General features: G+C 52.6%; 22 protein-coding genes, 1 pseudogene and 1 riboswitch. Of the genes and pseudogenes, 6 read left to right on the top strand and 17 right to left on the bottom strand.

The window, feature by feature from the left end:
• Positions 1-107: 107 nt before the first annotated feature.
• From thiE to H3L95_RS08535, 4 genes are all read right to left on the bottom strand, one after another.
• On the bottom strand, positions 108-725 hold the full coding sequence (thiE, locus tag H3L95_RS08550; protein WP_003759277.1) for a thiamine phosphate synthase: 618 nt from the start codon (positions 723-725) through the stop codon (positions 108-110).
• Positions 726-742: 17 nt separating this feature from the next.
• Positions 743-1,390 (bottom strand): nuclease-related domain-containing protein, encoded by a 648-nt coding sequence (locus H3L95_RS08545; protein ID WP_003759276.1) that lies wholly within the window; start codon positions 1,388-1,390, stop codon positions 743-745.
• A gap of 144 nt (positions 1,391-1,534) precedes the next feature.
• Positions 1,535-1,993, bottom strand: a complete 459-nt coding sequence (locus H3L95_RS08540) for a methyltransferase family protein (RefSeq protein ID WP_003759275.1) — start codon at positions 1,991-1,993, stop codon at positions 1,535-1,537.
• 51 nt (positions 1,994-2,044) lie between these two features.
• Entirely contained in the window at positions 2,045-3,139 is a 1,095-nt protein-coding gene (locus H3L95_RS08535) for an FAD-dependent oxidoreductase (RefSeq protein ID WP_003759273.1), read from the bottom strand.
• Positions 3,140-3,245: 106 nt separating this feature from the next.
• Positions 3,246-3,355, bottom strand: a riboswitch (TPP riboswitch).
• 239 nt (positions 3,356-3,594) lie between these two features.
• Here H3L95_RS08535 and H3L95_RS08530 point away from each other — a divergent pair.
• Positions 3,595-4,338 carry a PP2C family protein-serine/threonine phosphatase gene (locus tag H3L95_RS08530; RefSeq protein ID WP_003759270.1) on the top strand — a complete coding sequence of 248 codons (744 nt, stop codon included), beginning with the start codon at positions 3,595-3,597 and terminating at the stop codon, positions 4,336-4,338.
• Between the two features lie 92 nt (positions 4,339-4,430).
• On the opposite strand, the gene H3L95_RS08525 is transcribed toward H3L95_RS08530, so the two are convergent.
• The 8 genes and pseudogenes from H3L95_RS08525 to H3L95_RS08490 form a co-directional block, all read right to left on the bottom strand.
• Positions 4,431-4,838, bottom strand: a complete 408-nt coding sequence (locus H3L95_RS08525) for a hypothetical protein (RefSeq protein WP_003759267.1) — start codon at positions 4,836-4,838, stop codon at positions 4,431-4,433.
• 30 nt (positions 4,839-4,868) lie between these two features.
• A pseudogene (locus H3L95_RS08520) lies at positions 4,869-4,979 on the bottom strand (IS5/IS1182 family transposase); the annotation flags it as partial.
• Positions 4,980-5,055: 76 nt separating this feature from the next.
• Positions 5,056-5,640, bottom strand: coding sequence for a hypothetical protein (locus H3L95_RS08515; protein WP_003759263.1), 585 nt, complete (start codon positions 5,638-5,640; stop codon positions 5,056-5,058).
• A gap of 281 nt (positions 5,641-5,921) precedes the next feature.
• The gene (locus H3L95_RS08510; RefSeq protein WP_003759256.1) at positions 5,922-8,489 is read right to left on the bottom strand and encodes a DUF4132 domain-containing protein; all 2,568 of its coding nucleotides are present in this window, start codon (positions 8,487-8,489) and stop codon (positions 5,922-5,924) included.
• Between the two features lie 301 nt (positions 8,490-8,790).
• Entirely contained in the window at positions 8,791-9,207 is a 417-nt protein-coding gene (locus H3L95_RS08505) for a hypothetical protein (protein WP_241429733.1), read from the bottom strand.
• Between the two features lie 162 nt (positions 9,208-9,369).
• Positions 9,370-10,041, bottom strand: a complete 672-nt coding sequence (locus H3L95_RS08500; RefSeq protein WP_040668657.1) for a DNA alkylation repair protein — start codon at positions 10,039-10,041, stop codon at positions 9,370-9,372.
• A gap of 214 nt (positions 10,042-10,255) precedes the next feature.
• Positions 10,256-11,401: an FUSC family protein gene (locus H3L95_RS08495; RefSeq protein WP_003759249.1), complete on the bottom strand. Its 1,146-nt coding sequence runs from the start codon at positions 11,399-11,401 to the stop codon at positions 10,256-10,258.
• Positions 11,402-11,598: 197 nt separating this feature from the next.
• Entirely contained in the window at positions 11,599-13,026 is a 1,428-nt protein-coding gene (locus H3L95_RS08490; protein ID WP_040668656.1) for an alanine/glycine:cation symporter family protein, read from the bottom strand.
• 402 nt (positions 13,027-13,428) lie between these two features.
• On the opposite strand from H3L95_RS08490, the gene H3L95_RS08485 reads away from it, so the two are divergent.
• The 3 genes from H3L95_RS08485 to H3L95_RS08475 all read left to right on the top strand — a co-directional run bounded on the left by H3L95_RS08485 (position 13,429) and on the right by H3L95_RS08475 (position 15,626).
• On the top strand, positions 13,429-14,082 hold the full coding sequence (locus tag H3L95_RS08485; RefSeq protein WP_036492694.1) for a DUF8453 domain-containing protein: 654 nt from the start codon (positions 13,429-13,431) through the stop codon (positions 14,080-14,082).
• A gap of 337 nt (positions 14,083-14,419) precedes the next feature.
• A complete protein-coding gene (locus H3L95_RS08480) occupies positions 14,420-14,992 on the top strand; it encodes a TMEM165/GDT1 family protein (RefSeq protein ID WP_003759239.1) in 573 nt (190 codons plus the stop codon).
• A gap of 10 nt (positions 14,993-15,002) precedes the next feature.
• The gene (locus H3L95_RS08475; protein ID WP_003759237.1) at positions 15,003-15,626 is read left to right on the top strand and encodes a TIGR01621 family pseudouridine synthase; all 624 of its coding nucleotides are present in this window, start codon (positions 15,003-15,005) and stop codon (positions 15,624-15,626) included.
• A 196-nt stretch (positions 15,627-15,822) separates the two neighbouring features.
• Here the strand turns inward: H3L95_RS08475 and argA are convergent, their stop codons facing one another.
• The 3 genes from argA to pyrE all read right to left on the bottom strand — a co-directional run bounded on the left by argA (position 15,823) and on the right by pyrE (position 18,365).
• Positions 15,823-17,130, bottom strand: coding sequence for an amino-acid N-acetyltransferase (gene argA, locus H3L95_RS08470; RefSeq protein ID WP_003759234.1), 1,308 nt, complete (start codon positions 17,128-17,130; stop codon positions 15,823-15,825).
• Complete coding sequence (locus H3L95_RS08465) at positions 17,127-17,612, bottom strand: MJ0042-type zinc finger domain-containing protein (RefSeq protein ID WP_003759233.1); 486 nt, start codon at positions 17,610-17,612, stop codon at positions 17,127-17,129. The genes argA and H3L95_RS08465 overlap by 4 nt, the downstream gene beginning before the upstream one ends.
• 111 nt (positions 17,613-17,723) lie before the next feature.
• On the bottom strand, positions 17,724-18,365 hold the full coding sequence (pyrE, locus tag H3L95_RS08460; RefSeq protein ID WP_003759231.1) for an orotate phosphoribosyltransferase: 642 nt from the start codon (positions 18,363-18,365) through the stop codon (positions 17,724-17,726).
• A 304-nt stretch (positions 18,366-18,669) separates the two neighbouring features.
• Between pyrE and H3L95_RS13875 the strand changes: the two genes are divergently transcribed.
• Positions 18,670-19,509 carry a transferrin-binding protein-like solute binding protein gene (locus H3L95_RS13875; protein WP_241429732.1) on the top strand — a complete coding sequence of 280 codons (840 nt, stop codon included), beginning with the start codon at positions 18,670-18,672 and terminating at the stop codon, positions 19,507-19,509.
• 355 nt (positions 19,510-19,864) lie between these two features.
• On the opposite strand, the gene H3L95_RS08450 is transcribed toward H3L95_RS13875, so the two are convergent.
• Entirely contained in the window at positions 19,865-20,626 is a 762-nt protein-coding gene (locus H3L95_RS08450; RefSeq protein WP_003759227.1) for an OmpA family protein, read from the bottom strand.
• 441 nt (positions 20,627-21,067) lie between these two features.
• On the opposite strand from H3L95_RS08450, the gene H3L95_RS08445 reads away from it, so the two are divergent.
• Positions 21,068-22,018, top strand: a complete 951-nt coding sequence (locus tag H3L95_RS08445; RefSeq protein ID WP_003759222.1) for a CysB family HTH-type transcriptional regulator — start codon at positions 21,068-21,070, stop codon at positions 22,016-22,018.
• Positions 22,019-22,346: 328 nt separating this feature from the next.
• On the opposite strand, the gene H3L95_RS08435 is transcribed toward H3L95_RS08445, so the two are convergent.
• Positions 22,347-24,065 carry an ABC transporter ATP-binding protein/permease gene (locus tag H3L95_RS08435; RefSeq protein WP_040668653.1) on the bottom strand — a complete coding sequence of 573 codons (1,719 nt, stop codon included), beginning with the start codon at positions 24,063-24,065 and terminating at the stop codon, positions 22,347-22,349.
• Positions 24,066-24,124: the final 59 nt, after the last annotated feature.

The raw sequence follows: 24,124 nt of genomic DNA, 5'->3' as shown, positions 1-24,124 counted from the left end.
TTATTCTTTGCGCCGTTATGCCGGCGTCTACCTGTATAGCATCTGAAATAACGGCAATCGAATATCCTAATTGAGCAGGTCGTCTGAAATTTGGTTTTCAGACGACCTTATTCATTCCACAAAGCCTGAAACGCTTTAACCACCGCTTCGGGATTTTCCGCTTTGGTAACGGCGCGGACGACGGCGAGTGAGGAAACGCCGGTTGCCAATACATCTTCGGCGTTGTTCAAATCGATGCCGCCGATGGCGACGACGGGCGTGCCGCCTGCCTGTTTTACATATTCGCGCAGTTTGTCCAAGCCTTGCGGGGCGGTGGGCATTTGTTTGGTCGTGGTCGGGAAAATTGCGCCGCTGGCAACGTAGCTGGGATGTACGGATAAGGCGCGGTCGAGTTCGGCGACGGAGTGCGTACTCAAACCCAAGCGCAAACCGGCGGCGGCTATGGCGGCAAGGTCGGCGGTGTCCATGTCTTCCTGCCCGAGATGCACGCCGTATGCCCCCGCTTCTATCGCCTCGCGCCAGTGGTCGTTGATGAAAAGCTGGGTACGGCTGCCTTGACAGGCGGCGACGCAGCGGGCGATTTCGCGTTTCAATTCGTCGCCATGCAAGGTTTTACAGCGCAGTTGCACCGTGTCGGCACCTGCTTTGACCATACGCTCCACCCAATCGGCGGTAGGAACGACGGCGTAGAATTTGAGCGGGGATTTTAGGGGCGGGAAGGTCATGGGGGTGTCCTTTTAAGTTATCGCTGATGGCGTTCTTGCAGGCGCTCGGTATGCGCCCGCAGTTTTTCGCCGTCGGCTTGGTATTCGTTTGAAGACAGCACGGCAATTGCCGCTTCTATTTCCTGTGGCAGCAATAAGGTCGTCTGAAAACGTCTGATATAGGATGCTGCCTGTCTGATACGGCAGACATTCGGCGGCATTTGCGTTTTCAATTCACAATCACCGAAAAAAAACACCATTGAATGAAATTTTTCTTCCGGCAGTTTCAGCAGTTCGGATAATGCTTTGATGTGTGCGTAATTTTGGCGCAACGGATTTTGAAAGTAGTGTTTCTGCTTATAGACGACTTGAGTCCATTTCGATTGCTTCTCGCTGCCGAAAATCCAACCTGTGTAATTTTTGGTTTCTATGACAAATATCCCGAAAATTGAAACATAGATATGGTCGATTTGCGTCGTGCCGCTGCGGGACGGAATAATCAAATCGTGAAATTCGATATAGGTTTCTTCATCCAAATCTTTTCCGATTACAGAACGGACTGCCCGTTCGCCTATGCGTCCTTTTACTTTCGGATTTTGGAGCAGCGCTTTCAAAAAAAGTAGGGGAATGACGAGCAGGAAAATCCAAAAGATACCTGACAGGTTTCCTATTGCTTGTTCAATCATGACGTTTTCCTTTTTGTTTTATTGTTTAAGTTAAAGTGAGCAGCTTGGTATAGCCATCTAATGGGGTCGTCTGAAAACATCGAGTATTCACATTCATGCCGTAAAGTAGAAGACGGATGATACTTGATGGGAAGCTTCCCCCTCTTATAACCAACGGCGAACGCGCCGACAGTAAGACTCGTATTCTGCGCCGAATTTCTGCGCCAAAACTCGTTCTTCGGGCATGATTTGAAAGCGTGTCATATAGGCAACAAATGCAGCCAAAAACAACCACGGCAGCGGGTGCGCCAAATAGCCCGCCCATGCGACCAGCCAGCAGCCCATACCCGCATACATCGGGTTACGGCTGAAACGGTACACGCCGTCTGAAACGAAGTGTTCGGTTTGTTCGGGGTTGAACGGGCTAATGGTCGTGCGCACACGGCGAAACGCCCACACACCCAATACGCCCAACAAAGTCCCAAACACCATCAAAACAACCGACAGCAATATAGGAAAGCGCGGCAGTATGCCGGCCAAAGCCGACACTTGGACAGAAATGTACATCAACAACGCACAAATAAAACATATCGCCGGCGGCGGAATTTTGGTATCTAAATTCATATTGTTACCTTTATAAAATTGATAGCACGACGTTTTCAGACGACCTCAAACTTATTTCTCAATATACGCCAAACCGCTTTCTTCATCACGTTCGGGCGCGTCTTTTCCGTCAAACAGTGCCACTGCCAATCTGACGGCGGCGGCGGTTACGGCGGGGGAAATCATGAAGCCGTGGCGGAAAAGGCCGTTGATTTCAATCAGGCGTCGGGCGCGGCTGTAACGGATTTCGGGATTGTGGTGGTTGAGCGTGGGGCGCAGGCCGGTGGCGATTTCGAGGATGTCGGCTTCGCCGAAGGCGGGGTGAACGGCATAGAGCGCGGACAAGAGTTCCAGCCCGGAACGTACGCTGGCGGGGGCTTGGCTTTCGCTTTCGATTTGGGTCGCGCCGATGACGAAGACGTGGTTTTCTTTCGGGGCGATGTAGAGCGGATAACGCGGGTGCAGCAGGCGCACGGGGCGGTTGAGCGTGATTTCGGGCGTATAAACCCGCGCCACTTCGCCGCGTATGCCGCGCAAGGTGCTGGTGTGTTCGGGGGATTGGTTCCACGCGGTTTTTGCGCCGTAGCCGCGGCAGTCGATCAGCCAGTCGTATTGGGCTTGCAGGTCTTCGGGGACGCATTCGTGTTCCCAATGGCAAGGGACGTTCAGCCCGTCCAAAGTGTCGGCAAGTGCAGACAAGATTTGCCGTCCGTCGAGCTGGCCTTCGGTCGGCAGGTAGAGGCCGTCTGAAAAACGTCCGCCGAGCTGCGGTTCGCGTTCGGCGATTTCATCGGCGCGCCAACGGACGATTTCGTCATCCGCTACGCCGCCGCGTTTGAGGTGGCGGACGAACTCGCTGGATAAAGGTTTGTCCTGCCCGTGCCACACGATCAGGCTGCCGTTTTCCTGCATCATGGTCGGCGTTTTCAGACGACCTCGGATGTTGTGCCACAGCGGAACACTCTGCCTGCCCAGTTTGATGACTTCAGGCGTGGCTTCGACCGCCTCCGAAGCAGGCGCGAGCATGGCGGCGGCAACATAAGCGGCGGCGTGTTCGCCTTTGCGCCCCCCTTTGTCAAAGAGGGCAACCGATAAACCTTGTTCTGCAAGTTGTAAGGCAGTCAGACGGCCGCAGAGGCCGCCGCCGAGAATGGCGATACGGGGCATGGTGGATTCCTTTGTAGTATGGTGCAATCGGGAAGTCGAAAGATAAGACGGAAGCGGAATCCACCGAATGGCGGGAAATGCGGGAAAGGGAACGGAAGCCTTTTCAGGCGTTTGACGGCTTGTTTCCTACGCAGGCATTACCCCGACAGGTTCTACGGATTCCGCTGATGCGGTCTCAGCTGTTTGCGGGAACAAGCAGCACTCCGACAAGAGGTTTCCAGTTTACATAAAATCGATTGCTTTGGCAAAGTCAGGTCGTCTGAAAAATGGGTTTCGTATTTTCAGACGACCTGTTGTAAGGTGTTTTGAGTTGGTTGAGAAAATGGCGTTAGGGAGAAGCGCATCGGCATTATTGATATATACTGTCGCCAATGAACAAGGGGCTTTGCGTTGAAATTCGTTTTTGCGAAAAGCGCCGAAGTAGGTTTATTTAAATCAGGATTGTCAGGATTACCATGTTTCAGCTTGCCTATTTTCAAATGGTCGGTGCCGGCAAAGCACGCAATCAGGATGCCTTGTTTGACGGCACGGCGGTGCGTCAGGTCAGGCTGCACAAAACCCGCGTGTCTGAGGCGGATGATGCCGTGCGGCTGGCAGTGGCCGACGGCGTATCCAGCAGCCCCGCCGCGCATCTTGCCAGCCGGTTTTGGTTGGACGCCTTCGTGCGCGAGGGCGATGCGGAAGGGCGTTTCCTGCGAAGGTTGCACGGCAGCTTTTGCGACACGCTTGCCGATGAATATTTCGGCTCGTCCTCGACTTTTGCGTCGGCAGTCGTCGAGGCGGACGGTTTGTGCCGCATCTGCAATGTCGGCGACAGCCGTGTTTACCATATATCGGCAGAGGGGCGTTGGCGGCAGGTAAGCCATGACCACACGGTGTTGGCTGATTTAATCGAGCAGGGGGAAGCGCGGGCAGATACGGAATACGCCGATATGTACTATTCTTTGGCGCACTGCCTGATAGCGGATGACGAAGAAACCCATTTTAAAATTTTTACCGATTCATTTGCTCTGCAAAGAGGCGAGGCAGTTTTGGTTTGTTCTGACGGTCTGCACGACGCGCTACCTCATGAACGCTTGGAAGCATTATGGAACGCTTCCCCGTCTTTGCTAGATAAGTTGGAAGCCTTACGCCGAGCAGTAAAAAGGGTTCCCTATCATGACGATTGTTCGGCAGCGGTATGCCTGCGGCAAAGATAGTGGACCAATCCTAAAATCGGTTATGCAGTTTCTTGAGAATATTTCAAAGGATTGGGGTAAAGGGTCGTCTGAAAAGGGATGCTTAGACCAATTTACATATAACGCATCACATATTTCAACCATCTCATCAACGCCGCCAGCAGTATGCCTATCGACAATCCCACCAAGGCTGCCTGCCATGTCCATTTAATCAATAGCGCGCTGACCAAACCGCCGATTGCGCCGCACAGATATTTGTCGCGCCGTTTGAATTCCGTTGTCTGCTCGGCTAAATCTTCTTCGATAAAACAAATTGCGAAGAGTGTAGCCAATGCCAGACAGAAGCCGATAATAGGGAGCCAAGGTGTATCAATGTGACCAAGGACTTTATCCAGAATCATATCTCCGCCGTACATCAGTCCGAGAACAGTGGCGATAGTCAGCAATATCACATAGCCCGCCATGTTGCTGGTGACGAGCCAGTCAAGAATTCGTTCGCATAGTTTTTTGAGAAACTTCATGGGTGGTCTGTTGTTGGGTTGGATGGGAAAGTATAGTGGATTAAATTTAAACCAGTACGGCGTTGTCTCGCCTTGCCGTACTATTTGTACTGTCTGCGGCTTCGTCGCCTTGTCCTGATTTAAATTTAATCCACTATAACCTATGCTTTCTTCGGAAAACTTGTTTTGATTGCATTGAAGCTGAGTTTTCAGACGACCTTTGGGTTATGGCACGTTGCTAATCCTGCCAAAACGATACCCAGCCGAATTTTTGGGCAATATTGTCGCAAAGTTCCTCCTGCATGGTGGCAAAATTAGTGTAGCTGTTGGTGTCGTGTACAGAAAAATAGGCGGGCAGGGTGGAGGCGGTGTTTTGCGCGGCGGTTCGGAAGCAGCCCGCAAACCAGCGGCCGAAATATTCGTGTAACCCGCTGTAAAAATCGTCTACTGCATCCCATACTTCTTCTTCGGCATCTTCGTCATCTTCTTCTTCGTTTTTGTCCTGTTCCAAGCCGTATATCTCGTCTTCCACATCTGCATCAAATTTGGGCAGGCATTCTTTGGGGAAGTCTATGATGCCGTCGCCTAAATAGCCGCCATTTGGGTTGCGCAGCCAGCCGTAAACAGAGAAATCCTGATATTCGTATTCCATAATCAGTGCCACCGCCTGATCAAATGATTCGTTTTCATCTGAAAACCCCCAATGCCTGCCCTGCAATATTTCTTGGATAAAGGCGGTCAATTTGGGAGCGCGTTCGGCGCAGTCCTGCATAAATTGGGTTTTATATTGTTGCATCAGTTGCTCTGCTTGGGTGGTAAGCATGGTTTTTCCTTGTTGTTGAAGGTTTCGGGTCGTCTGAAATTTGATAACCCGAAGGACAGGCTGCCTTTTTCAGACGACCTTCGGCAGCAGATATTTAACAAGCGCAGGCCGGCTCAAACCGCAACAAAACGGTCAAATATTCCCAAAATGTTGGGTTTGAACCCGACCTATGCCTTGTGTTCTCGCCGTAGGGCAGGTATGTGCTGCCTACGCGTCCTGTGTTCCAAAACAGCCTGAAACCGCAAGGATGGAGGCATTTGTGTTTTTCAGGCTGTCCCAATTTACCGCTGAATCTGCGAGGTAATCGTGCTGTCGGTAATCTTGTCGTCTTCCGCCAGCAGCATGGCTTTGGAGAGGACGACCGAGAGTGTGTTGTCGCCCTCAAACGGGATAAACAGCTTGTCGGATGCGTCTTTTTTGCGGCTGTCGGGCACGATGCAGAGGTATTGGTCGTCCGGCAGCATCAGGATGTTGCTGCTGCCGATGTGGATTTTGTAGGTACGCAGTTTGCCCTGCACGACGAGGAAGTTGCCGTCTATGTGGGCAACCTTGGCGATTTTCAGGCGCGGCAGCAGGGTTTCCAGCACGGCTTTGCGGGTTTTGGCGACTTCGCCCAAATCGCCGAAGGAATAGCTCTGCCAGTAGCTGTAAAAACGCGCCTCTCCGCCGTTGTCTTCCCAAGTCGGGTCGTTGCCTACGCTCGCCACGCCCACAAACAAATCCACGTCGCGCAACACTTCGGAAAACATGCGCGGCGGAATATCAATTAAGTCCAGCGCGGTGGCATTGTAACCGTCGTCCAACCGGTGAAAGCGCACTTGGTCGGTGCTGACATACTGCCAGATACCGCTTTCCGTCCACGCTTCTTCGCTGTCCACCGCGTTTGTCCAAAATTCGGCGCGCAGGTTGTATTCGGGCAAATCCAACGATACGGTTGCATCGTCGCCGCCGTCCCACGCGCCGGCCAGCGAGCCTTTCCAGCCGCGCCCTTTGGCAAGCGTCATGTATTGGTGTTGTTTCAGGATGTGGGCGGCAAAACGGTTGCTGTATGTTTTGGTGTTGATTTCGGCTTCGGTAAGCAGATAGATTTCGCGGTATGCCTGTTTCAGCGGCTGGCGGATTTCTTTGTCCAGCAGCAGTTTACGCCATTGGGCGATGCTTTGCTGCGTAGCGAGCGCGGGATGCCACAAGCTGATTTGCAGGCAGTCCGAAACATCGGTTTGCGCGCCCGTTTCGTCCACCCATGTTCCGTCCAACCACAATGCAGTGCAACCCTGCGTATCGTTTTCGTCGCGGAAAAACTGCCATATTAGCGGGCGCGTGAGGCAGGACATCAGCCCGTGCTGCCAGTAATACTGTTCGGCGTGTTCCAGCGGTACGCGGTGTTCGGAGCGCATCATTTGGTCCAAGCGGTCGCGTTGGGCTGTGAGCGTGGTGTTGAGGTTTTTTTGTGCGGCTTTAATCTTTTTCAGTTTGTCGGCATGGTCGGTTTTCACGAAGGCGGGTACGGTTTTCTGCGGCGAGCCGTCGGGTTTGAACCAGCGCAGTTCGGACTTGCCTACGCCCGTTACCGCCAGACGGCAGGTGTAGCCGCCGAAGTCATAGTCGCGGCAGCCTTCCTGCAAGCCGAAACTGTCCACCGCCATGTCTTCGATTTCGTTGCGGGATACGCCCCGCTGCGCAGCGGCTTCGTCCAAATATTTGGCAATCGCGCTCTGTACGTTGCTGAACTTAATCCGCAGGCGCAGGCGTGAAAGGCAGGCGATGCCGTCCAGCCCTTTGGAGCGGAACAGCGCGTAGAAACAGGCGTTGCCCATAGCAGCATAGCGCGCGCCGAGATTGGGGATTTTGTCGTATGAATGCAGCGCAAGCTGGGTAAGGGCGGACAGGGTGGCGCTGTCGTGGAAATGGCTGCACATCCACACCAGCCCTTTGAGCACGGTCTGGTTGATGCTGCAAACGGGCAGGACATGGGTGTCGTAGTTGTATGAGCCGCCTCTGTATTCGTGGGTAAAGGTTTCAATACGTACTTCTTCATTACCGTAGACAAATTCTATCCAGCCGTGCAGCATCTTTTTGAACCTGTCCGCCCCCAGCGTGTCAATCAGCGTTTTGGCTTCTTTTAGGTATTTTTCGCTTGGCTTGCCCGCATTGGCGGATAGGGCAAGCGCAATGATCTTGCTCCATACGTCCTGCTGTTCCGGTGGCAGCGCGGCAAGCTGCGGATTGGCGTACTGGGCAAACTCGTCGTCTTGGGCGGGGAAGCAGGCTTCGGCAGAACCGCCTGCCAGTTCCGCCAGAGCGGCAAGGTTGGCGGTAGCGGCTTTCTTGTCCCACAGGTTTTCCGCAAAGACGCGGTAACGGCTGCAGGCGTTTTTCAGGCATTCCGAAAGCGTTTCGCTCGGATTGGGAAACTGTTTTTTGATTTGGTTGATCAGATATTTGAGCGGATAGTCATCTGCCTGTCGTTCGGACAGCCCGTTGTCGTCCAGCATGGCGGCAAAAATGCGCTGCACATCCTGCTCTGTCATCGGCAGCGTTTTGCGCGCTAGAGCCATCGCCACCGCCGCACGGGTGGTGCCGTAACTGCGTATCCAGTCCCCGCCTTTATTGTTAAAAACTTTATTTCGTCCCCAGCCGCGTATCAAATCAATGCAGTGGATCAGGAAATCGACGCGGTATTCGGGAGCGGCTTTCTCCACTTCGGTAAAGCTGGGGCAGAGTTTCAGATTTATCGTGTCGTATTCGTTCAAACATTTTTGGCGCCATTCCCTTTGCAGTACGTCGAGAAGCTGATTGAACTCGGCACGGCGACTGTCGGAAATCTGCACGGTTTGGTTTTGGGTCATAGGACTTTCCTTGTGTATGGATGTGTTGGTTATAGTGGATTAACTTTAAATCAGGGCAAGGCGACGAAGCCTCAGACAGTACAGATAGTACGGAACCGATTCACTTGGTGCTTCAGCACCTTAGAGAATCGTTCTCTTTGAGCTAAGGCGAGGCAACGCCGTACCGGTTTAAAGTTAATCCACTATATTTCGCTGCAAAGGCGGACAACGTCGGTAAGGGTTTTCTTGTCCGCACTGTTCAGGCTGTATCGGGTGGTTTCGGTAAAGGCGCGGTAGCGTTCTGCGACGGTTTTCAGGCTGCTTATCCGCCCACCAGCGGCGTGAGTTTGATGAAATTGACGACCAGTCCGTCATGCAGGTACACCATGTCGTCCAGCGTTTCCAGTTGGCGGTTGTCGGCAAGGATGAAAAACGCGTTCTGCTCAAAAGCTTTCAGGGCGACGGCGATTTGCTTTTCCGCGTCCACAGGCTGCGGGTGCGCGCCTTTTTTGCCGTGCGTTTCCCGAATCACGATGTCGCCGCGATCGGTGGGGATAACGAGGCTGTGGCGCAGCAGGGCATCGGCGGCGCGGTCATTGTAGGCGGCGACTTCCTGCCGTACGCGTTCGGCAATCAGCTCCGCCGCGCTGATGTGGTTGGTTCGGAACTTCAAAAACAGTTCGTGCAGCACTTTGCCGGCGAGGTTTTGGTCTTGGATGGTGATGGTAGCTGCAATCATGGATGACTCCTCCAAACAGAAAACAAATGAATCATACTGTTTTTTGGGCGTTTCAGGCAGCCTGAAACAAAACATCCTGCACTTTGATAGAGGTAAGTGCAGGATGCTATTTACATTTTAGTTATGTAGGAACTTTGTTTAACTTCGTTGAAGCTCACGTTTTCAGATGACCTTTGGCGGCAAATATTTCCCCGCTTCGCGCAAGCTCAGTTTGGCCATTTTGTGCCGGTGTCGGTTGATAAAGCCTTGTACCCATTCGGGGTTGGTTTTGCTGTAATCGCGCAATGCCCAGCCTATGGCTTTGTTGATGAAAAATTCTTTTTGCCCCAGATTGTTGCAGATGATTTTTTCCAGCAGCGCGGTGTCGGTGTGCTGTTTGCGGAGCAGTTGGTGGTCGATGGCGACGCGGCGCAGCCAGATGTTGTCGTCCGTACTCCATGCCAATAGGACGGTGTTGACTTCGGTGTAGCGCAGGGCAATGTCGCCGACAATACGATCGAGTACGTCGGCGCTGTCCCACCATGATTTTTCGGTAATCAGCGTTTGCAAGCGCGGGATGTCTTGCGGGGGCAGGCGCTGCTGCATTTTTTTCAGGTATTCGAGCGCGGCGTATTGCAATTCGCGGTGCGGGTCGTCCCAGCAGCGGCGCACGAAATCCCAATCGACCGGCTGTTTGGCGGCGCCTTTGAAAAACGGGCTGCACAGGTGGGCAAGCTGGGGTTTGCCGATGCCGAAATAGGTAAAGCGGTGTTTCATGTATGCCTGCATCGGCACCACGGCGCGTTCGGGGTTGGCGTGTTGTTGCAGGACGGCGAGCAGGGCGGGGTAGTCCATACGTTTTTCCTTTTTGCAGGAGATGGCAGGGTTTGGGGTCGTCTGAAATCTTGGTCTTTGTTCTGCTTCCCTTTCGCCGCGCTGGTTTTTTAGCGGAAACATTTTCATCCTAAATGTGGGTGCAGCGCCTCTCGAAAAATCTTGGCGGGTTGTCTGGCTGAATCTGTTTTCTGTTTTTCTTTGATATGGCGGGTTCTTTAGAAAGGATTTGTTTTCAGACGACCTCTTCTTCCAAATCGCCTTCGCGGGTTTCGCGCAGGTGTTCACGCAGACGTTGGAGTTCGTGCTTGTCCAGCCACTTGCGGCGGCTGCGTTGCAGGAGGATGACGAGTGCGGAAATTTCGTTGCGCATATTGGTGCTGAGCCAGAGGAAGCCCTGCCATTCGTAATGGAGGCGGGCGGCGAGTTTGCCCAGCTCGGGATTGATGGAGGTGTCGATGCGGATGCGGCGGGCGTAGTGGCCTTTGATGAGGCGGACGGTCAGGCGCAGGTCGCGTTGGAGGCGGTTGAAATGGCGGTCGAGCAGGCGGATTTCGTGTTCGTTGAGGGTAGGGGCTTGCAGCTTGGCGGCGGTGGTGAGGAGCAGCTCGGTGGTGTTGACGATTTTGCGGTGGGCGTGCTGCATGGCTTCCATCATGGCGGGGCTGATGTGGCTTTCGCCTGATGTAGCAGCGAGGTGGCTGCGGCTTTTGACCATGCGGGCGTTGATTTGGCGCATTTTGACCATGTTTTGCTCCAGCCGCTCGCGGGTCATGCGTTTGCCGTTGCTGATTTCGGCAATCATTTTGCCGCATTCGGTCAGGTTGTCGGCAAGCATAAACCGCCACATGAGTGTGGAACGCAAGGGCAGGAGTTTGGCGGAGATGATGGCGATGGCGGCGCCGATGAGGACGTTCATGGCGCGCATGAGTCCGCTGTCGAGCCAGTTGTTGCTGTTGTCGCCGATGAGCATGCACATGGTCAGTCCGGCAAGCATGGGGACGTAGCCGTTTTTGCCAACCGCCGCCCAACCTGCGGCTGCGCTGGCGGTGCCGACGGTCAGGTAAAAGAGAATGCCGCCGTGGAAGTAGTGTTGGTTGAGCCACAACAGGGTCAAACCCGCGCCCAAGCCGATGACGGTGCCGAGCATACGTTCGACGGCTTTGGAGTAAATCGCGCCTTGAAATTGGAGCATGCCGAGTACGACGAATACGGTCATGCCTATCCATTCGCCGTGTTGGAGGTGGAGGAGTTTGGCGAGCAGGGTGGCAAACAGTACGGCCAGTCCGAGCCGGACGGCGTGTATGAGGCGGCGGTAGCGGTAGCGTTCGTAGGAGTTGAGCCAGCGTTTGACGAAGCGTTCGCGTTGTGAGGCGTTCATGATTGGGCTATCTTGTTGAGATTTTTGGGTTTATCGGGCGGTATTGTAACGGGAATCGATAGGGAGATACAGGTTTCTGAATAAAGGATTTTCGGCTGGGCTGAAACAGATTGGTTTGGGGAGATTCGGTAAAAGGCAAAAGGTCGTCTGAAACGCTGTATGGTATTTCAGACGACCTTTTTAACCGGGCTATGGGTTTACCAAATATCGGATTTGATTTTGCGTTTCAAGCCCGGATGTTCGGAAAGTTTGAAGACGGGATCTTTGCCCATTTTCAGTTTCGCCGTGTAGTCCCTCAACAGCAGGAAGGCAAGCGGAGAGAGGATCAGGATGGCGACCAGGTTAATCCATGCCATCGTACCCATCGCCATATCCGCCATATCCCAAATCAGCGGGACGTTGGCGACTGCGCCGAAATATACCCAGCCCAAAACGAGCATGCGGAACAAGGCGGTCAGCAGCCAATGGTTTTTGATGAACTGCACATTGGATTCGGCGTAGGCATAGTTGCCGATGACGGTAGAAAAGGCAAACATAAACAGGATGATTGCCAAGAAATCTGCGCCCCATGCACCGACTTGGCTGATAATCGCTGCTTGGGTCAGCTCTGCGCCGTTCAAATCGCCGTAAGGTTGTTGGTAAACCAAAACGATAAACGCCGTGCAGGAGCACACGATAATCGTATCGACGAATACGCCCAGCATTTGAATCATGCCTTGGGAAACAGGGTGTTTGACTTCGGCTGCCGCGGCGGCGTTAGGCGCAGAACCTTGACCTGCCTCATTGGAATACAGGCCGCGTTTGATACCGATCATCATGGTTTGCGAAATCAAACCGCCGAGCAGGCCGCCGCCGGCAGCTTTAAAGTTGAACGCGCTGTCAAAAATCTGACCGAAGACATGAGGAATCAGGCTGATGTTGGTGATGATGATGTAGAGCGCCATCAGCAGATATAAAGTCGCCATCAGCGGGACAAGCATTTCGGCAAAGCGGGAAACGCGGCGGATACCTCCGAAAATAATCGGCGCAGTCATGATGACCAATGCGACGCCGACCGCATGTTCGTCCCAGCCCCACGCGGCTTTGGCGGTTACGGCGATGGTGTTGGTTTGAACGGCTTCATAAACGAATCCGAAGCAGAAAATCAGGCTTAATGCAAATACGATGCCCAACCATTTTTGACCCAAGCCTTGGGTAATATAGTAAGCAGGACCGCCGCGGAAATGATGGTTGTCGTAATCGCGGATTTTGAACAACTGCGCCAGTGAAGATTCGACAAACGCCGAACTCATACCGATCAATGCGGTGATCCACATCCAAAATACCGCGCCCGGGCCGCCGCTGCTGATGGCAATTGCTACGCCTGCGATGTTGCCTACGCCTACGCGGCTGGCAAGTCCGGTGACGAAAGCCTGAAACGGCGTAATACCGTGCGGATCATCGCCTTGTTGGCGCCCGCCGAGCATCTCTTTGATACTGCGTCCGAGCAGGCGGAATTGTACGAAACCGGTGGCAACTGTGAAAAACAGCCCTGCACCCAACAGGACATACACCAGCCCTGTCCACATCGGATCATTGATTTTCTGAACCAATTGGTGCAGCGATTCGGTAAAGTTGTTATCCATAAAAACCTTTCTGAGTTTGAATGACGGACGGTTTGCCGCCGTTCGGAAGTAGTGCATTGTAACAGACTGTCAACAAATTGAAAAAGTTTTATATTGGCGTGAAATAATATATCTAATTAATTGATATTCAATAATTAAAATCCTTGATTGGGGGCGGCTGAGGCCGGATCTGCTTTCCTGTGCGAAGCGGACAAATGCCTGAAAGAGGTCGTCTGAAAACGGGTTGGGTCTGCCTCGGAACTGCACGCAAAGTGCCGTATATTTCCCAACTGTTACCGCTTGTTATTCAATTGCGCCGAAAAATACGGTTTACGTTAGAATGCCATCCGAAATTCCGGCTGTATGGCGATAAACGCGGCAGTCCGGTTTCAGACGACCTTTGTGCCACAAACAGGAAAATCTATGCATGCTACGATTCAAAGCCGTTTCGCGCCGATTTTATACGTCGTAATATTTTTTGCGGGCTTTCTGACCGCCTGCCTTTGGTTTAACCCCAAAGACTATCTTGCTGATTTGGCGCCCGTTGTTGCCGCGGTTTGCGCCGTTGCGCTGGTGTGGTTGGCATGGACGGCGGTTTCAGTCATTGCGCGGAAAAAGAACGAATGGCTGCGCAGGGAAAAGTTGATACAGCAGGAAAAAGTCCATCCCGTCTTGCATGCTTCCCTGCAAAGCGTGGAAGAGCAGCCGGAGATGCTGGCATTGACTATCCGCAACCACGGCAAAGGCATGGCGAAAAACATCCGCCTGCAAGTGTCGTCCGTGTCCGATAAAGCGGCGGAACGCGCTATCGTTGAAGCGGTCAGCAAATTGGTTATCGTTGGCGAAGGCTTGGATATGCTGGCTTCGGGAGAAGTGTACGGCAGCGTCTTTGGCGATATCCGCGAGCTGTCGGCAAGTCTGCCGGAGAAAAAATTCGGCGGCATCATGAAGCTCGTCATGACGTATTGCAATGTGTTCGGCGAAACCTGTATCTCCGAAACATCTTTGGATTTAAGCCTGCTCAACGCGGTGGAGCTGTCCGAAGCCGAACACAAACCCAGCAAATTATTGTATTGATGATGGCTGAGTCCGACACTAAAGGTCGTCTGAAACGCATTTTTGCGAAGCAGGTAAAAATAGCTTCTGGAAAATGAAAGCCGTTTCAGACGACCTTTATGATTGTCTTTACGTGCCAACCTCTTTATAATGCGCACACTCTTACGGGAGTAGCCATCTGATTTTCACTGACAATCAGAGCCGTTATCAACATAATTGACCGAGTTCGACAAAGATCGGTCATGGTGGCGGCATCTTCCTGACAACAGGAAGACAGGCAAGACGTAAGCGTTGTCCATACCCTTGCGGGCGGTATGTGCAACGCTTTTTGTTTTTGCCCGCTTCGGTTGAGTATCTTATGGAAGCATTTTTCTCTTCAATACTGGGCGTTGCCATTGCCGAAATCGGCGATAAAACGCAACTGCTCGCTCTTTTCCTTGCCGCACGTTTCGCCCAGAAAAACGCGGTAGTCTCCGGCATCTTCATTGCCACTTTACTGAATCATTTGGTTTCCGCATTTGTCGGCGTATGGCTGGCGGAAGCCATTTCTCCTGAGATCGTCAAATGGGTCGTCGGCATCAGCTTCATCGCGGTCGGCTTGTGGCTGCTCCTGCCTGATAAAGATGAAAACCCCGACAGCCGTTGGCTCAAATACGGCGCGTTCGGAGCGACGGTTTTTCTGTTTTTCATGGCGGAAATCGGCGACAAAACCCAAATCGCCACGGTCTTGCTGGCGGCAAAATACCAATCCTTATCCATGGTCGTACTCGGCAGCGTTGCCGGATTGATGTTGGCAACCGTCCCCGTGGTTTATCTGGGCGATATGCTGATGAAAAAAATCCCCGCCAAAGCCGTGCGGATTTCCGCCTGCGTACTGTTTTGCGTATTGGGCGTCATCACTTTGGCGGGCGATGGCATTATGTTGAAATAGGTCGTCTGAAATGTGGGAAATCTTATTCAGGCATCCGGATTTTGTCGCCGTCAACAAACCTTGCGGCGTATCCGTACATCAGGAAGAGGGCGAAGTCAGCCTGACGCAGACGCTGGCGGCGCAGCTCGGTCTTGAGCAGGTTTGGCTGCTGCACCGCTTGGACAAGCTGACCAGCGGCGTGCTGCTGTTTGCCTTAAACCAGCAAAGCGCGTCGGAGTTGGCGCAGCAGTTTGCCGCCAAAACCATGCGTAAAACTTATTTGGCGCTGGCAACGGACAAGCCGTCTAAGAAGCAAGGTTGGATTAAAGGCGATATGGAAAAATCACGGCGCGGCGCATGGAAACTGACGCGCGGCATGGAAAATCCCGCCGTAACCGAATTTGGCAGCCACAGCTTAGAACCCGGCCTACGCCTATTCGTCCTGCATCCGCATACGGGCAAAACCCACCAACTCCGTGTCGCCATGAAAAGCTTGGGCAGCCCGATTTTGGGCGATACGCTCTACGGCGGGAAGCCTGCATCGCGGATGTTTCTCCACGCTTGGAAAATCAAATTCGACTATCAAGGTCAGACGTTTGAAATTGTCGCGTCTTTGAGTGAGGAATGGCCGTTGAGGAATATAGATTTTTTGTGAACATCAAGCCGCCTGAAAACCTGCTGCAACAGCGTTTTCTTTTTAGTTTTTCAAAACGTAAGCCTGACGGTTTGTCGTCTTCTCTTCATGAAAGAGGGCGGCAAACCGTCAGGCTTGTTTTCAAGTCATGTTTGATGTTTGGGGTGCTAAACGAGGTCGTCGGCAGTTTTCAGACGACCTTGGGTTTGAATCCCGCTTAAGCCAACTCTCGGAAGAACACCTGCGAATTGCGGCCGTTGGCAAGGTAGTCGCGGCGGCGTTCTTCGGGTAATGCGTCGGGAGAGGTCGTCTGAAAACCGCGTTCGGCAAACCATTCGCCTGTGTGGGTGGAGAGGGCGAACAGGCGGCGGATGCCCAAGCTTTGGGCTTTTTGGAAGAGGTGGTCGAGCAGCATTTCGCCGTAGCCGCCGTCGCGGGCTTCGGGGGAGACGACGAGGCAGGCGAGTTCGCCGATTTCGGGATCGTCGAAAGTTTTGAGGGCGACGCAGCCGTAGATGTTGCGGTCGTGTTCGAGGACGGAGAAGCCGGAGATGTGGTTTTCGAGATATTCGCGGCTGCGGTGCAACAGGATGCCTTGCTCTTCCAGCGGGCGTATCAGGGCGATGATGCGGGGGATGTCGCGGCTGTGGGCTTGGCGGATGGAGACGAAGGAATCGCGGGCGATGGCGGTGCCGCAGCCTTCACGGGTGAAGAGTTCGCGCAACAGTCCGCCGTCTTCGCGTCCGCTGAGGATTTGTACGCGGCTGACGCCGTTTTCGACGGCGTTGACGGCGGCTTGGAGCAGGCGCACGGGAACGTTGTGTGCGGTTTCTATCAGGTGGCGGACTTCGCCTGAGGATAGGGTGGACATGAGGACGCCGTCGGCGTTGCAAATGCCGGCTTCTTCGGTCAGGTACACGAGTTTTTCGGCTTGAAGGGCGACGGCGACGGCTTCGGCGGCTTCGCTCATGCTGAGGTTGAAGGTTTTGCCGCCGTAGGAGTGTCCGAGCGGGCTGATGAGGACGATGGCGCCGTCGTCGAGGCGGCGGTTGATAGAGTCGGTGTCGGTTTTGCGGACGATGCCGGTGTAGCCCATGTCTATGCCGTCAATGACGCCGAGCGGACGGGAGGTGAGGAAATTGCCCGAAGCGGTGGGAATCGGTTTGTTGCGCAAGGGGGCGGATGCGCTGCTGCACAGGGCGGCTTCGATGTCGCTGCGTATCATGCCGACTGCCTGCTTGGCGTCGCGCAGGGTGGCGTCGTCGGTAATGCGGCGGTTGCGGTGGTATTGCGGAACGAATTGTCTGTCGGCGGCGAGGCGGTTGAGGAAATGGCGCGTGCCGTGTACCAACACGAGCCGCACGCCCAATCCGGCGAGCAGGTGGAAATCGGCGGCGAGCCGGTTCAGGGTGTCGCCTTCGAGCAGGCTGTCGGTGATGCCGATAACCAGTGTTTTGCCGCGCAGGTAGTGGATATAGGGCGCGGCTTCGCGAAAATCGGCGACAAAACCCGGAGATGTGTTCATAGCAAGACCAGATAGAAAAGCTGCATGATGAGGACGGTCAGCGCAACCAGTACCGCCAGCGTCCAGTTGAAGCCTTCTTCGGATTTGGCGGGTTTGGCAGCGGCTGCCGCCATCAGGGCTTGGAACTCTTCAGTCCGCCGTTTTTCTTCTTCTGCCCGACGCTTTTCCTCTTCGGTACGCCGTGCCGCCTCTTCTTTGGCTTTTTTGGCGCGTTCGGCGCTGTCGAGCAGGCTGGCGATTTCGTGGCGGGAGAGTTGTTTGCGGTTGCGGATGTTGCCGCCCATGTCGTGTACGAGGCGAACGTCGGTAACGGCATTGGGCAGTGTGTCGGGATTGGCGGGTGCGGAAGACGGCGCCAGGCTGTCTTTGGCTTTGAACAGGCCTTCGCATTTATTGCAAACGACAAAGCCTTGTGCGACGTTGAGCTGGGTGTCTTTGACCCAAAGTGAGGTTTTGCAGTGTGGGCAGATACAGGCGGGCATAGGGGTTTTCCGTGTAAAGTGTGGGATGTGTTGTTTTAATGTGTGTTTGATTGGGTTGGGTCGTCTGAAAAGGGATTGTCCGTCTTCAGACGACCTTTTGTATATCCTATTTTAGGCAACGCCGTAGCGTTCGCGGTAGGCTCTGACCGGCTCGAGGAAGCCGCCGAATTCCGCATTGTTTTGCAGGAGCGTGAACAGGTCGTTCAGATTGGCAATGGCGACGACGGGCAAGCCGTATTGTTTTTCCACTTCCTGAACGGCGGACAATTCGCCCGTACCTTTTTCCATACGGTCGAGCGCGATGGCGACGGCGGCGGGCGTTGCACCTTCCGCTTCAATCAGTTTGACCGATTCGCGCACAGATGTTCCCGCAGAAATTACGTCGTCGATAATCAATACGCGGCCTTTGAGCGGCGCACCGACCAACACACCGCCTTCGCCGTGGTCTTTCGCTTCTTTGCGATTGTAGACAAACGGCACGTTCACGCCTTTTTCCGCCAGCATCATCGCAGTCGCTGCCGCCAAAATAATGCCTTTGTAAGCCGGGCCGAACAGCATGTCGAATTTTACGCCGCTCTCGATAATCGCCTGCGCATAAAACTTCGCCAGTTGCAGCGTCGATGCGCCGTCGTTAAACAGTCCGGCGTTGAAAAAATAAGGCGACTGACGGCCTGCCTTGGTCGTGAATTCACCGAATTTCAATACATTCTGCGCCAGCGCAAACTTGAGGAAATCTTGACGGAAATCGGACATTTTGCTTCTTTCAAAAGATATTGATTTATAAAGGAAGAGATTATAAAGGATTCATGAGGAAAATGCAGGTCGTCTGAAAAAGTGAGTTGATTTTATGTGTTTCCTGCCAATAAATTGTTAGCTTAGTTATAATTTAGTTATATTTTGTTTGTAAATTTACTTGAATTAACTATTACATATGGGTTGTCTTATCTTTTTAGTATAAAATGTCTAAGTCATTGATTCAGGTGCATCGCAAGCACAATCAAGACTTGTTCCCGAATACAGAAACTTCGAGATTCAATTTAAAAAAGGATGATACGACATGAAAAAAGTACTTGCATTGATTTGTACAGCAACTTTGGCTGCCTGCGGAGGCGGGGGTGGCGGTGGAAATTCCACTCCATCTTCACAATCTACGCCTAACGCAGGTCCAAGCAACCCATCAACGTCGCAGAAGCCTGCAACTCCCCCATCAACGACAACTCCTGCAAAACCTGAGACGGGTAAAACACCGACTACTCCTAAAACGCCTACCGCTCCTAAAACTCCTGCTACTCCGACGGTTCCTACCGCCGCACAGCAAACAGTTGGCGGTAATAGCATTGCCATCGATAATAGCAACATCAAACACATCCGCGTTGACGGTGTGGATTTCGACTTGACCCAAAGCGGCGGTATTTCTTTGAATAATTGGAAAGGCAAAGTTCCTGGTTTCATTTCAGGAATTGCATCCGGCGAGCCGAAATCCGTACAGAAATTCTTGGTCAATACCGCTTCAGCAAACGCTACTGCCGGCGTGTTGGAAGTTAACGGCAAAAAACAAGCTTTCTTCAGCGGACACTTTACGCCCGCAGCCGAGCTGCCTAAAGGGCAAGTTCATTACAACACCAGCGTTGCCGCTATGCATAGCGGCGCAAATTACAATATTACCCGCACAGAGTTGACTGCCAATTTTGACAGTAAAAAATTAACAGGCACTATCTCTCGTGATGCTAAATTTGGCGACAACATTGCTGTTAATGCCCAAATTAGCGGCAACAAGTTTGAACAATCTGGTGCGACCCAAGTCAAAGGCGGTTTCTTTGGCAAAAATGCAGCGGAAGTTGCAGGCGGATTCTCTAGCGGCAATACGGTAGGCGCATTCGTCGGCTCGAAGAAATAATCTTCCGGTAAACGGTATTGCAAATAAAGGTCGTCTGAAAACAGGTTTTCTGGTTTCAGACGACCTTTTGCTTTTGTACGCTTTTTAATTTTTTGTATTTGGCTATTATCTGTGTCAAATGGTGACGGCGATATATGGCAGGTTGATACCGAAATTCTCAGATTCTATTCAGATAGATTGATCGAGAAGAGAAGAGGTAGAAAAGGATTCATGAGGGAAATCTAGGTCGTCTGAAGGGGAAGTTGTGGCAAAGTGAAAAGAAGCCAAATCTCGATTTTTCAGACGACCTTTGTATCAACGTTAATCCGACAAAATAAAAACCCCGCAGGGAAGCGGGGTTTCTGGGATGTTTCGATTAAGGCTTAGCGTAGCCGTGTACGCCGTTGTATGGAGAAGGAATCCAGCCTTCATCCACTGCCGGACGTTCGCCTTGACCTTCAATTGTTTGACCCGGAGCAACTTGTTTGGTAACAGTGCTGCGGATTTTCACATCAACGCGACGGTCAGGCTCGATACATGCGATCAAAGCAGCGCGTTTTTTGGCTTTGGATACTTTTTTGCCCAGTTTTGCTACTTCTGCTTCACAAGTAGCAGTCATTTGAGCTTGAGACTCACCAAGACCTGTAGCGGAAACTTTGCTGGAAGGAACGCCACGACCTACCAAGTAGTTGGCCACTACGTTGGCACGACGCTCAGACAGGTTTTGGTTGTACTCTTCAGAACCCATGAAGTCGGTATGACCTTCGATACGTACGGTTTGTACGTTTTCGTTGCTCAGGCGTTGAGCCAGGCTGTTCAGGTTTTCTTGAGCTTCAGGACGCAGGATGTCTTTGTCGAAGCCGAACAGGGTTTTCGCAGACAGGGAAACAGTTTCGTCAACGTATTCGGGAGCTTGTTGAACTGCGGCTACCGCTTCGCGGTCACCACATTCGACACGACCTTGGGTTTCTTTGTCGAAGTAGCTGTTTTTCCAGCACTCGCCGTAGTTGTTACGGACGACTTCTTGAGATTGGCTGCTTACGGTGTAGCCGTGTTTGGTGTGCGCTTCACTTGCCATTGCAGTGCCTGAAGCAACCAATGCAACGAACAATGCGCTTAATTTCAGCTGTTTGGTCATTTTATTCCCTCATCAAAATTGTTATGCGGCGGATACAGGAAGCAGCCGCAGCAAATTACCAATATACAGGCCGCAGCATAAAACAGCGGCAAATCGGATATATCAGTTTGCACTATAAAGAAGCATGGCACAGACTGTCAATACTCGATGCCTTGATAAAAACATGAAACTGCTTGCCTCCTAATGGTGAATCATGCCTAAAAATCAAGCTTGTGTCATTTATTTATCAGGAAATTCGGGTCTGTTTCTATTTGCAGTTGCGGAAACGCAACAAGAGGTTGCGTGCTGTAAAGACGGTTTTCATAGTTTATATGTATAGTTTTATTGAAAACAAAAACTTCCTTGTGCGTTTTTTGGATGTCCGACAAATCCGGCAAAATATGTTAAATTATGTGCCGCTTGTCGTATAAAACATACAAACACAATACAACCGGACTACCTATGAAATTACAGCAATTGCGGTATGCGTTGGAGGTGTACCGCCATAATTTGAATGTATCTGAGGCTGCGGATGCGCTATTTACTTCGCAACCGGGTATTTCCAAGCAAATCCGCCTTTTGGAAGAAGAACTGGGGGTGCAGATTTTTATACGCAGCGGCAAGCGTGTGGTGTCTGTTTCCCAGCCGGGTAAAGCGGTGTTGGAAATTTCGGAACGGATTTTGCGCGATGTCCAAAATATTAAGAATATCGGCAGCGAGTTTACCGATCACGACAGCGGTGCTCTGACGATTGCGACGACGCATACGCAGGCACGCTATGCGCTGCCTTTGATTGTGGCGGATTTTGTGAAGCGTTATCCGAGGGTCAATCTGACGATCAAGCAGGGGAGCCCTGCTGCTATTGCGCAAATGGTCAGCAATGGCGAGGCGGATATTGCGATTGTGACGGAGCGGATTGACGATCATCCCGAACTGAGCAAGTTGACGTGTGATGAATGGAACCATGCGGTCATCGTGCCGAAAGAGCATCCTTTGTTGGAATGTATGAATCCTTTAAGTATTGAGGATTTGGCTTCGTTTCCTTTGATTACTTACGAATTTGCATTTAATCAGGGCAGCAGTATTGCGCGTGCTTTTAATAAGGCGCATTTGGATAATCCGGATGTGGTGTTGTCGGCAGCGGATACGGATGTCTTGAAGACTTATGTCCGACTGGGGCTTGGGGTCGGATTGATGGCGAAGATGGCATTTGATCCGGAGAAGGATGCGGATTTGGAATTGGTCGATGCGGCGCATCTGTTTGAACCTTCGCCCATTTGGATTGCAGTACGCTCGGATACTTATCTTCGCGGTTATACCTACGATTTTATCGAAATGTTCTCGCCGAAGCTGACGCGGGATGTGGTGGACCGTATTCTTTATACGCCGGTGGTCGAAGATTTTTCTATTTGATTTTGGATATGGCAAGAGGTCGTCTGAAAAGCAGAAATGTTTTTCAGACAACCTTTTTTAGTGCGGTTGATATTGGCTGGGACTTTGAAATTCAATGTATAGTGGCTTAACTTTAAACCAGTACGGCGTTGCCTCGCCTTGCCGTACTATCTGTACTGTCTGCGGCTTCGTCGCCTTGTCCTGATTTAAATTTAATCCACTATATTAAGCGCAGGCAAAAAACTGCGGGCAAAAAAAACGCCTCCTGCCGGGAGCTGGCGGAGGCTATCCAAGGAGTTTTAAAAGTAACCCTAAAGAACTATGAAACTAGTCAGAAAGAACTATATTACTAATCTGAACGGTTTGCAAGTTCGTCGAGTGGTTTTAAATTAACTTTACGTCCGAACAAGGTTTGGATTTCGGGTTGGTGGCTGATACCGATGACGAGGGTGTCGGGAAGGTTTTGTTTGAGAACCTGCATCAGCGCCAATGCGGATTCACCGTCGAGCTGGTTGGTGGCTTCGTCGAGGAACAGGATTTGCGGTTTGTGCAGCAGCGCGCGGGCGAGGCTGAGGCGTTGCTGTTCGCCGCCGGAGAGGATGCCGTGCCATTCGTATGGTTTGTCTAAATTATCTTTCAGGCGGCCTAGTCCGACTTGTTCCAAGGTCGTCTGAATAAGTCGGTCGTCTTGGCAGGCGGGGTGGGGATAGCTGACGGTGTGGCGCAGGGTGTCGGCGGGGAGGTAGGGGCGTTGGGGAAGAAAGAGGAGGTTGCCGTCGAGGGCGAAGCTGCCTTGGTAATACGGCCATAAGCCTGCGAGGGCGCGCAGCAGGGTGGATTTGCCGATGCCGCTTCTGCCTTCGAATAATACCCATTCGGGGGCGTGGGCTTCGAGGTTGATGTCGGTAAGCAGGGGGCTGCCGGTTTGGGTGTGGACGGTGAGGTTTTGCAGGACGAGGATGCCGCTTTGGCGGTGGTTGTTTAAAGTCAGGGCGGGTGCGGGCGTTGGGCGGGCGGCGCTTCTGCCTTCTTGTTCAACTTGTTCCAAGGCCGTCTGAAAACCGGAGAGGCGTTCGACGACTGCCGCCCATTCGATGAGTCGGCGGTAGGAGTCGGTAAACCAGCCGAAGCTGTCTTGGACGCGGGCAAACGATGTGCGGGTCTGCAGCATGTCGCCGAAGGTCATGGTTTTGGCGAGGTACATGGGTAGGGTGGCGAGGATGGGGATGAAGATGCTGATGCGGACATAGGTCGCCCAGAAGGTTTCCTGGCGGAATTCGCAGTTGGTAAGACGACGCCAGTTGTCGCGGATGCGGAGGTAACGCTGTTTCAGACGGCCTGTTTCGGCTTCGCCGCCGTTGTAAAAGGCGATTTGTTCGGCGTGGTCGCGCACGCGCAGGAGGGCGGCGCGGTAGTCGGCTTCGCGGTGCTGGCGGTCGATATTGAGGTTTTTGAGTTTGCGGCCGACGAGGTGGGCAATCAGGGTGCTGATGACGGAATAAATCAGGGCAACCCAGACGAGGTAGCCGTGTATGGTGATGTCGCGTCCGCCGATGTTGAAGGTCTGCACGCCGGAGAGCGTCCACAATACGGCGACGAATGCGCTGAATTTGGCAATATTATTGATGAAGGAGCGAAAGAGGCTGATGCTTTTGTCGGCGAGGAGGTAGATGTCTTCGGCGATGCGCTGGTCGGGGTTGTCGGGTTCACCGGTCAGGCGCAGGCGGTAGTGTTTGTGGCCTTCGAGCCAGTTTTGCTGGAATTGTTCGGTCAGTTGGGTGCGCCAGCGGAAGATGAGGCGTTTTTGCAGCCAGTCGCCGCAGACGATGCAGCCGATAATCATCGCCATGTAGCCGAGGTATTCGACGATGAGCGTGGGCATGGACGCGCCGTCAAATGCGGCGAGCGCGTCGTAGAAGCGTTTGTCCCACGCGGCGATCCAAACGCTGATGGTGATGGAACAAAGGGTGAAGCCGATGAGGACGGCGAGCATCAGCCATTGAATGCGCCCGTGTGCCCCTGTCCAAAAAGGGCGGGCGAGTCGGAAGAATTTTTTGAGGATGTTCATGGATTTGTGTTTGTATCGATAATGAAAGGCCGTCTGAAATCGGGATTGTACTTGAACTG

The sequence above is a fragment of the Neisseria sicca genome (assembly GCF_014054945.1).
Classification (GTDB): Bacteria; Pseudomonadota; Gammaproteobacteria; order Burkholderiales; family Neisseriaceae; genus Neisseria; species Neisseria sicca.
This window is presented reverse-complemented; position numbering and strand designations above follow the sequence as displayed.